This is a genomic window from Lutimaribacter saemankumensis, from assembly GCF_900100005.1.
GTDB lineage: Bacteria > Pseudomonadota > Alphaproteobacteria > Rhodobacterales > Rhodobacteraceae > Lutimaribacter > Lutimaribacter saemankumensis.
Genome location: NZ_FNEB01000026.1, coordinates 1 through 6,816, shown reverse-complemented (window position 1 = coordinate 6,816; position 6,816 = coordinate 1). Strand labels below are relative to the sequence as shown.

General features: G+C 55.5%; 7 protein-coding genes and 2 pseudogenes. 2 read left to right on the top strand and 7 right to left on the bottom strand.

All coding sequences use genetic code 11. The features are described 5' to 3' along the window. From BLT50_RS18575 to BLT50_RS18545, 7 genes and pseudogenes are all read right to left on the bottom strand, one after another. Nucleotides 1-230 (bottom strand): annotated as a pseudogene (locus tag BLT50_RS18575) (IS6 family transposase); the annotation flags it as partial. Between the two features lie 58 nt (nucleotides 231-288). Beyond that, a pseudogene (locus tag BLT50_RS19820) lies at nucleotides 289-564 on the bottom strand (IS6 family transposase); the annotation flags it as partial. Between the two features lie 67 nt (nucleotides 565-631). Then, a complete protein-coding gene (locus BLT50_RS18565) occupies nucleotides 632-949 on the bottom strand; it encodes an HPF/RaiA family ribosome-associated protein (protein WP_090030771.1) in 318 nt (105 codons plus the stop codon). Nucleotides 950-1,013: 64 nt separating this feature from the next. Next, nucleotides 1,014-1,253: a hypothetical protein gene (locus tag BLT50_RS18560; protein ID WP_139170593.1), complete on the bottom strand. Its 240-nt coding sequence runs from the start codon at nucleotides 1,251-1,253 to the stop codon at nucleotides 1,014-1,016. A 207-nt stretch (nucleotides 1,254-1,460) separates the two neighbouring features. After that, entirely contained in the window at nucleotides 1,461-3,059 is a 1,599-nt protein-coding gene (locus BLT50_RS18555) for a tripartite tricarboxylate transporter permease (protein WP_090030767.1), read from the bottom strand. Continuing rightward, nucleotides 3,059-3,613 carry a hypothetical protein gene (locus BLT50_RS18550; RefSeq protein ID WP_090030764.1) on the bottom strand — a complete coding sequence of 185 codons (555 nt, stop codon included), beginning with the start codon at nucleotides 3,611-3,613 and terminating at the stop codon, nucleotides 3,059-3,061. The genes BLT50_RS18555 and BLT50_RS18550 overlap by 1 nt, the downstream gene beginning before the upstream one ends. Nucleotides 3,614-3,676: 63 nt before the next feature. Further along, nucleotides 3,677-4,627, bottom strand: a complete 951-nt coding sequence (locus BLT50_RS18545) for a Bug family tripartite tricarboxylate transporter substrate binding protein (RefSeq protein WP_175491545.1) — start codon at nucleotides 4,625-4,627, stop codon at nucleotides 3,677-3,679. A 119-nt stretch (nucleotides 4,628-4,746) separates the two neighbouring features. Between BLT50_RS18545 and BLT50_RS18540 the strand changes: the two genes are divergently transcribed. Both BLT50_RS18540 and BLT50_RS18535 read left to right on the top strand, forming a co-directional pair. Then, nucleotides 4,747-5,238 carry a MarR family winged helix-turn-helix transcriptional regulator gene (locus BLT50_RS18540; RefSeq protein ID WP_090030759.1) on the top strand — a complete coding sequence of 164 codons (492 nt, stop codon included), beginning with the start codon at nucleotides 4,747-4,749 and terminating at the stop codon, nucleotides 5,236-5,238. After that, nucleotides 5,235-6,401 carry a CaiB/BaiF CoA transferase family protein gene (locus tag BLT50_RS18535; protein WP_090030757.1) on the top strand — a complete coding sequence of 389 codons (1,167 nt, stop codon included), beginning with the start codon at nucleotides 5,235-5,237 and terminating at the stop codon, nucleotides 6,399-6,401. The genes BLT50_RS18540 and BLT50_RS18535 overlap by 4 nt, the downstream gene beginning before the upstream one ends. The last annotated feature ends 415 nt before the right edge of the window (nucleotides 6,402-6,816 follow it).

The window sequence follows — 6,816 nt, the reverse complement described above, 5'->3', positions numbered from 1 at the left end:
GAAAAGGCTCGCAGCTGCTGAACACGCCGCCGGCGGATCTCCGACGCAAACATCGGCCCGAACCTGTTCCACCAGAACCGGATGGTTTCATGGCTGACGTCGATGCCGCGTTCGTGGAGCAGGTCTTCGACATTTCTGAGTGACAGCGGAAACCGGACATAGAGCATCACCGCCAGGCGGATGATCTCGGGGCTGGTTTTGAAATACTTGAAAGGCGAACGCTTGGTCATCTTCAAAGGCTACGAAAGCCCCCTGCCCGCCTCAAGACAAGTTCCTCTGACAATACCCACCGTTGATCTTCACGAAAACCTCGTCGACATGCCATTGCCATGGCGAGAATGCACGCAGCTGCTGCACACGCCGCCGACGGTTTTCAGATGCCAACATCGGGCCAAACCGGTTCCACCAGAACCGGATGGTTTCATGGCTGACGTCGATGCCGCGTTCGTGGAGCAGATCTTCGACGTTTCTCAGCGATAGCGGAAACCGGACATAGAGCATCACCGCCAGGCGGATGATTTCGGGGCTGGTTTTGAAATACTTGAAAGGCGAGCGTTTGGTCATCTCGAGAGGCTACGAAAGTCCCCTGCTCGCCTCAAGCCAAGTTAATCTGACAAGACCGCCGGATATGTTAGCGACGGTCCGTTAGTTTCCCGAGAGTGCTTTCTAGCGCGCTTTTCATCTTGCCGGCTGCGCCCCTCGTCGCCTGTTCTAAAGTCGAAGCCGAATCCGTGACTGCCATAGGCTGCTGGCCTTTGAGCCGTGCCTCCAGAACGCATTTTATATCATCTGGGCCGGACTTGTCGGCGTTGGCATCACTGAGATGGACCTCGATTCTGGTTATATGTTCTGCAAGGTAGGCCAGATCGTGCTGTACCAATCCCGTAATTTGGGCCGTGATGGCTTCACTCCCCTTGATGCTGTTATCTGTACTGACTTCGATATGCATTTTGGCGTCCTTCGAAAAATCCCCAAAAAATGGGAGGGATAGCTTTGTAGAGCTTATAACTCTATCACGACAGGCAGCGCCGTGCGTTGCTTTGAATCAAATGTCGGACCAACGGAGCTTCCCTGATGGCAGTTTTGTCCGCATAGCGGTCGTCTGCCCAGACCGCGGCGAAAGTCTGCTTTGCGGACAAAGCCGCCTGATGCTGGCGCAGCGAACTTCGCGGCCGCGCGTCCACCAAAAAATCACGGATCAGGACGCGGCACTGCAGCACGATTTCCCGAAGGCAGTCATTGAGACCTGCCAAGTTTGCCCAATCCCAAACCAGTCGTTCGCGGCGCCAACTACAGAGGTCTCAGTTGCGGACAAGGCATCTGTGCGAATTTTCTTTAACGCTGGCGAAGAGTCCTCGCGGTCTCTTTGGACTCGTTCGGGGCAACCTTTTGAGCGGCATGTTTAGTGTTGGCGGATTTGAAAGCGCCTGCCTTTTCGGGCCCAGCATAGGTATCTATGGTTATGCCTGCGTGCTGTCGGTCCGTTTCTGCCGCAGTGCGAGCACAACAGTCACAACGGACCCTGCCAGAAAAAAGATCGAGATCCAGCTGGAAAACAGGAAATAAGGATCTCCGCCCGTGGCCGAGAAGGCCTGTCGCGCGCTGTTCTCAAGGCTTCCCCCCAAAACGAAAGCAATCACAAAAGGCAGAGGGGACATATCGACCTTGCGCATCAAATACCCCAAAATTCCAAAGCCCAAGGTGAACCAAAGCGACTCCATGCTTGGTTCCTGGGCATAGACAGCAGTCAAGGTTAGAAGCAACACGACAGGCAGCAAGGTTCGTTTTGGCACCCTTACCATGACCGTCGCGGCCCGCATGAACGCCCCACCAAAGGTCCAGTTGACGAGGTTGGCAAACAGCATCGCAGTGAACAATCCGAATACCAAGACGAGCTCGGTGTTCACAACGCTTTCGCTGAAGCGAAACACCGAAGGTCCTGGTGTAAACCCTCCGATGGAATCGGTTGCGAGGATAATAAAGACTGCCGCGGCGTTTCCAGGAATGCCCAGACCGAGGACTGGAATCAGATTTGATCCGGAAACCGAACTGTTGGCGGCTTCAGTCGCTGCCACTCCTTCGATTACGCCTTCACCGAATGCCGGCGCACCTTCTGATCGACGGCGTTCATGTCGTGCGCGCCCCAGCTGGTATCCAAGCGCTGCTGCCAGCGTCGTTCCAATTCCAGGGAGTGCACCAATAATCGTGCCCACGATTGACGACTGGCCAATGTAGGGAGCGATGCGCAGGATTTCCGCGCGGGTTAAGCGCTGGTCCCCGTGATCGACAATCCGTTCAAGTGCTCCAGACAGATTGCTTCTGTGCCAAAGGTCTTCGTATTCTTTCAGAACCGCGCCGACGATCAGGATCCCCAGAATTGCCGTCATAATTGAAAACCCGCCTGCCAAAGCGTCGGTTCCCAAAGACAGGCGTGGGTAAAAGTCTTCGCCACCGCCGATGAAAACAGCAATCAATCCCAATGCGACCGAAATCAGCCCTTTGCCTGGAGAGCCGCCGATAACTGCCGCAATAAAACTGAGCGACAGGATCAGAAGCGCGGTCTTCTCGGGAAAATCCAGATGCCGCTCAACCATCAAGGCAACGAATGGCGCGCACACGAAAAGCGCAATGTCGGAAAACGTGTCACCAGACACAGAGGACAGATGTGCGACCTTCAATGCCTTGCGGGACTGGCCCTGCTTCGTCAGAGGGTAGCCATCCAATGTGGTCATATAGGCATCCGGTGTCCCGGGGGTGTTGAACAGAATGGCTGGAACCGCCCCTCCGAGCGTCGCACCCTTCATGATGCCGATCAGAAACCCCAAAACTGGCAGCAAGGCTTCGACGTTGTATCCAAAGAACGAAATCAGGATCGGAAGGGAGATCGCCATCGCCATCGGCCCGGCCAGACCAGGCGTTGCGCCAACCAAGATGCCTGTGACCACGCCAGCAAAGACCATCACCAGCGTCAGTGGGATTGGAACACCGAGCAGTTCGAAAGCGGCCGGGCCAAAAATGACAGCCTGTATCCCGGCTGCGATGTAGTCCAGCGGCTGCATCAATAATCACCGTTAGGCGGCAGCAAAAGATCATCAAATGGCACATCGACGAGCGCAACCAAGCCTATTGTCACTACGCCAGCAATCAGGACCGTCCGGGCCTGCAAGCGTCCAGCGGACAAGGAAGCCATTCCACCAATAATTGTGACACCTCCAAGGAAATAACCGATGTATTTCCATGGGAAGGTTTCTCGCAACAGGCGGTACTCTGTGTCCGTAGCGCCGAACCCTTCGGCGATGAGCAGAATGCCCGGACCTGCATGCCGCATCAACAAAAGACCAAGGGCGATGACGGCGACAAGTGCGCCTGTATGCAAAAACGGCGCTATCGATACTTCGGCGGAAGTATGCTTTCGCCGCTCGACCAGCAGAAGCGCACCGCCAATCGCCATCAGGGTGAAGGCGATAGTCGGCGCAAGTGCGTCTCCGATGCTGACTTGGCGACGGACGCGAACGATCAGGCCGGTGCCTGTGTCCTGAGGAATCCAGAGGAACAAACCGACAAGCGCCAAAAGCACCGCGCCACTCCCGATATAGATGTTCAATCGGTACATCTGGCCTTCCTCACAAGGCTGTTGGCCGCGCCAACGCGAGTTGGCACGACCCAGAGGCAAAAACTACTCGGAAGCCGCCTGCATCAGTTCCTTGGCGGATACAAAGCTGCTGTCGATAAAGGCTTGGAGCGCCTCACCCGAAATGGCCTCCCCTCCTCCAAAATTCGCTTTAAGCAGCGCCCCCGCCTTCGTGGTATCGTCCAACACGATTTCCGAAATCGATTGAGCCAATTTGGCCTGAGCTGCGCCATCCATGTCCTTTGGCCCGAAGTACATGAAATAGATATCAAGATTGTACGGCACGCCCAGATCGACCAATAGCGGTGCGTCCGGTGTCAGGTTCAGCGGGCGTGACATGCCCGAAACAAGCTCTACCAATTCGCCAGCTTTGACACCCTTTGAATGAGCCCCGGCGACAAATCCGGCGTCAAGATCGCCAGCATAAAGCGCATTCATCATCCCGCGTCCGCCCTGAACCATCGTAATATTCATTTCGATGCCAGCTGCTTTACCCATCAGATATGTCACATCAGCGATTTTTGGGGTAATAGCGCCAACTCTCAAAGGCTCGCCGGCCTTGGCAGCCGCAACAAAATCATCGAAGTTTTTCCACCCTTTCGAGGCGGGCACGACGAACGCAACTTCAGCCAGCGTCGTGGTGACAATCGGTGTAACATCATCCGGTGTCATGCCGGCGGTGCCGTCTGCCATGCCGTAGTCAAGTGCTTCTGAAATACCCATACCAAAAACGGTGCCATCTGTAGGTGCACCCTGCATTTCCTTTGCCATGATAAGTCCCGCTTTCCCGGGCGTGTTCTGCGGCGTGATCGTCCATCCGTAGCGTGTTTCCAGCTCTTCCGCGATCAATCGTGCCTGGCTGTCTGAGCCTCCCCCGGGAGGGAACGCGATGTGCATCGTGATTGGCCCCGGTGGAGTCCAGTCTTCAGCCTGGCTCGCCGTTGCTGCTATGGAATAGCCAAGCGCGATTGCCCCAAGAGCGAGAAATTTTTTCATGGTAGTTCCTCCCAAAATCTCCATTTTGGAGCGGTAACAGCAATAAACCGGACATGTCAACCTTTTACTGGACATGTCCAGTAAAGGCTCGTATTGAACTCTGAAGCGAAGGATCACCTATGGAGCAAAAGAACCCAAAACCGTTCGACACGACTGAGCCCCTTCAGGAGTCTGTGACGTTCAAAATATCCCGGCTCAGTCAGAGACATGCATCTCAGGCTTCGAGGGTTCTGCGGGAATTGTCGGGTCCACCGCTATCGGAGTGGAGGGTCTTAATGCTGCTGGCGACCTATGGACCCGGCACGGCCGCCGAAATCACAAGGTATCTGCAAACCGACGACTCTTTGATCAGCCGAACAGTAAAAACGATGTTGAGCAAGGGCCTTTTGCAAAGCACTCCCGACCCTAAGGATCGCAGAGCCAGCAAGCTGTCACTTAGCCAGGAGGGAAGCGCTCTTTATGAGCGGATGCGACCAAGCATGCATCGCCGCCGCGTCGCCGTTCATGACGCTCTCAGCCAAGAGGAGCGGGACACGTTACGCGCATTGCTGGCCAAACTGGACAAGCGCATGGATGAAATCGATGAGGACTTACAGAGGTTCATTGAATGACGAGCACACCTACCCCCGTTTCGCACTTGCCACTTGAAGGCGTGAGAGTGCTTGATCTGACCCACGTCATCGCTGGTCCGTTAGCAACTCATCAATTGTGCATGATGGGGGCCGAGGTGATCAAAGTCGAACGCCGGGGGGAAGGTGACGGCATGCGTGCGCTCCGCACACAACCAGACCAAAACGGAGTACCACCAGCGTTCCGTGCCCTGAACGCGGGAAAGAAATCTGTCGAATTGGACCTGAAGGTTGCAAAAGATCGAGATCATCTGCTCACGTTAGCCAAGTCGTGCCAAGTGTTCGTCGAAAACTTCAGACCCGGTGTCGCCAAGCGCCTTGGCGTATCTGCAACAGACATCCGGCGCGTTCGTCCTGACGTGATATACTGCTCCATCTCTGGCTGGGGGCAAACCGGAGAACTGTCTCCGCTACCAGCCTACGATCATGTCATACAAGCCGCCACGGGGATGATGGCGATGCAGGGCTCAGAGGGCCCACCGGTCAAAGTCGGCTTCCCAGTCGTCGATACGGCGACTGGCATGTCGGCAACCACTGCCATTCTGGCAGCTCTGTTGCGCCGCGCAAAAGGCGACACATCGGACATCGAAATTGATGTCTCCATGGTCGACAGCGCGATGCTCCTGATGGCAACCGCCTATGCTCAGACAATCGCTGCAGACGCTGCGCCTCCCCGCGTGGGCAATCGAGGATTTGTTGGCAGTCCAGGCGCGAGCACCTTCGAAACCGCTGATGGTCATGTGTCGATTGCCGCCAATACAATGGGTCAGTTTCGAATATTGTGCTCCATAGTAGGCCGACCGGACTTGGCATTGCCGCCATACCTGCCAGGCGATTTGTCCGACAACGATTTTCTGTTCAACCTTGCCAGCCCCGAACTTGGCTCCGAATTGTCAGCAGAAATTCGAAAACTGGAAGCAGCCGAGTTCGAAAAAGCTCTCATCGCAGGAGGCGTTCCAGCGGCGCGTGTTCGCGATCTTCACGAGTTTCTGACCGAGTTGTACAACAAAACCCCCGGCTTGAACGTTCCGGAAGAACCAACGGCTCTCATGCCCGGCTTTCGCAGCGAAGGCGCTCTCAAAAACGAAAATTTTCAAGCGCCCCTGCTTGGTGAACATTCGAAAGAGGTGCCTAAACCTGCATGAAGTCTCCAAGAAGCGACAGAAAATCAGGCGCTGCGCCGACGAGCCGTCAATGCCAAATCTCCTGCCGCGCATACTGAGTTTCATGGCTGAAATGAAAAACGTTGCCGGAAACTCCAGTTTTGGTCGCGCAACCGTTGTTCATACCGTTCTTGCCCTCCGCGACGCGGCGTAAGGCCGCTTCGTCCGCAACTCGGACATTGGGGCAAGAAAATCCACCGCGTTTATACCGAACGTCTGCTTTTCTTTCTGCGGCGCGGCTATGGATTCAGTGCATAGGGTTTCTGCAGCTGCGAACGTCGGAGCAGGTGCACTTCCGGAAAGGGCTCAAAGCCGCCGTTCGCTGCACTTGGTTCTACCGACCGATTGGTCTGCAGAACGGTCGGCTAAACCAATCTCAGCCAAAAGTGGTTATACG

What these genes read in the sequence shown, in the direction of transcription:
- BLT50_RS18535 (WP_090030757.1), top strand. Translation starts at nt 5,235, where the DNA reads ATGACGAGCACACCTACCCCCGTTTCGCACTTGCCACTTGAAGGCGTG.
- BLT50_RS18565 (WP_090030771.1), bottom strand. Translation starts at nt 949, where the DNA reads ATGCATATCGAAGTCAGTACAGATAACAGCATCAAGGGGAGTGAAGCC.
- BLT50_RS18545 (WP_175491545.1), bottom strand. Translation starts at nt 4,627, where the DNA reads ATGAAAAAATTTCTCGCTCTTGGGGCAATCGCGCTTGGCTATTCCATA.
- BLT50_RS18540 (WP_090030759.1), top strand. Translation starts at nt 4,747, where the DNA reads ATGGAGCAAAAGAACCCAAAACCGTTCGACACGACTGAGCCCCTTCAG.
- BLT50_RS18555 (WP_090030767.1), bottom strand. Translation starts at nt 3,059, where the DNA reads ATGCAGCCGCTGGACTACATCGCAGCCGGGATACAGGCTGTCATTTTT.
- BLT50_RS18550 (WP_090030764.1), bottom strand. Translation starts at nt 3,613, where the DNA reads ATGTACCGATTGAACATCTATATCGGGAGTGGCGCGGTGCTTTTGGCG.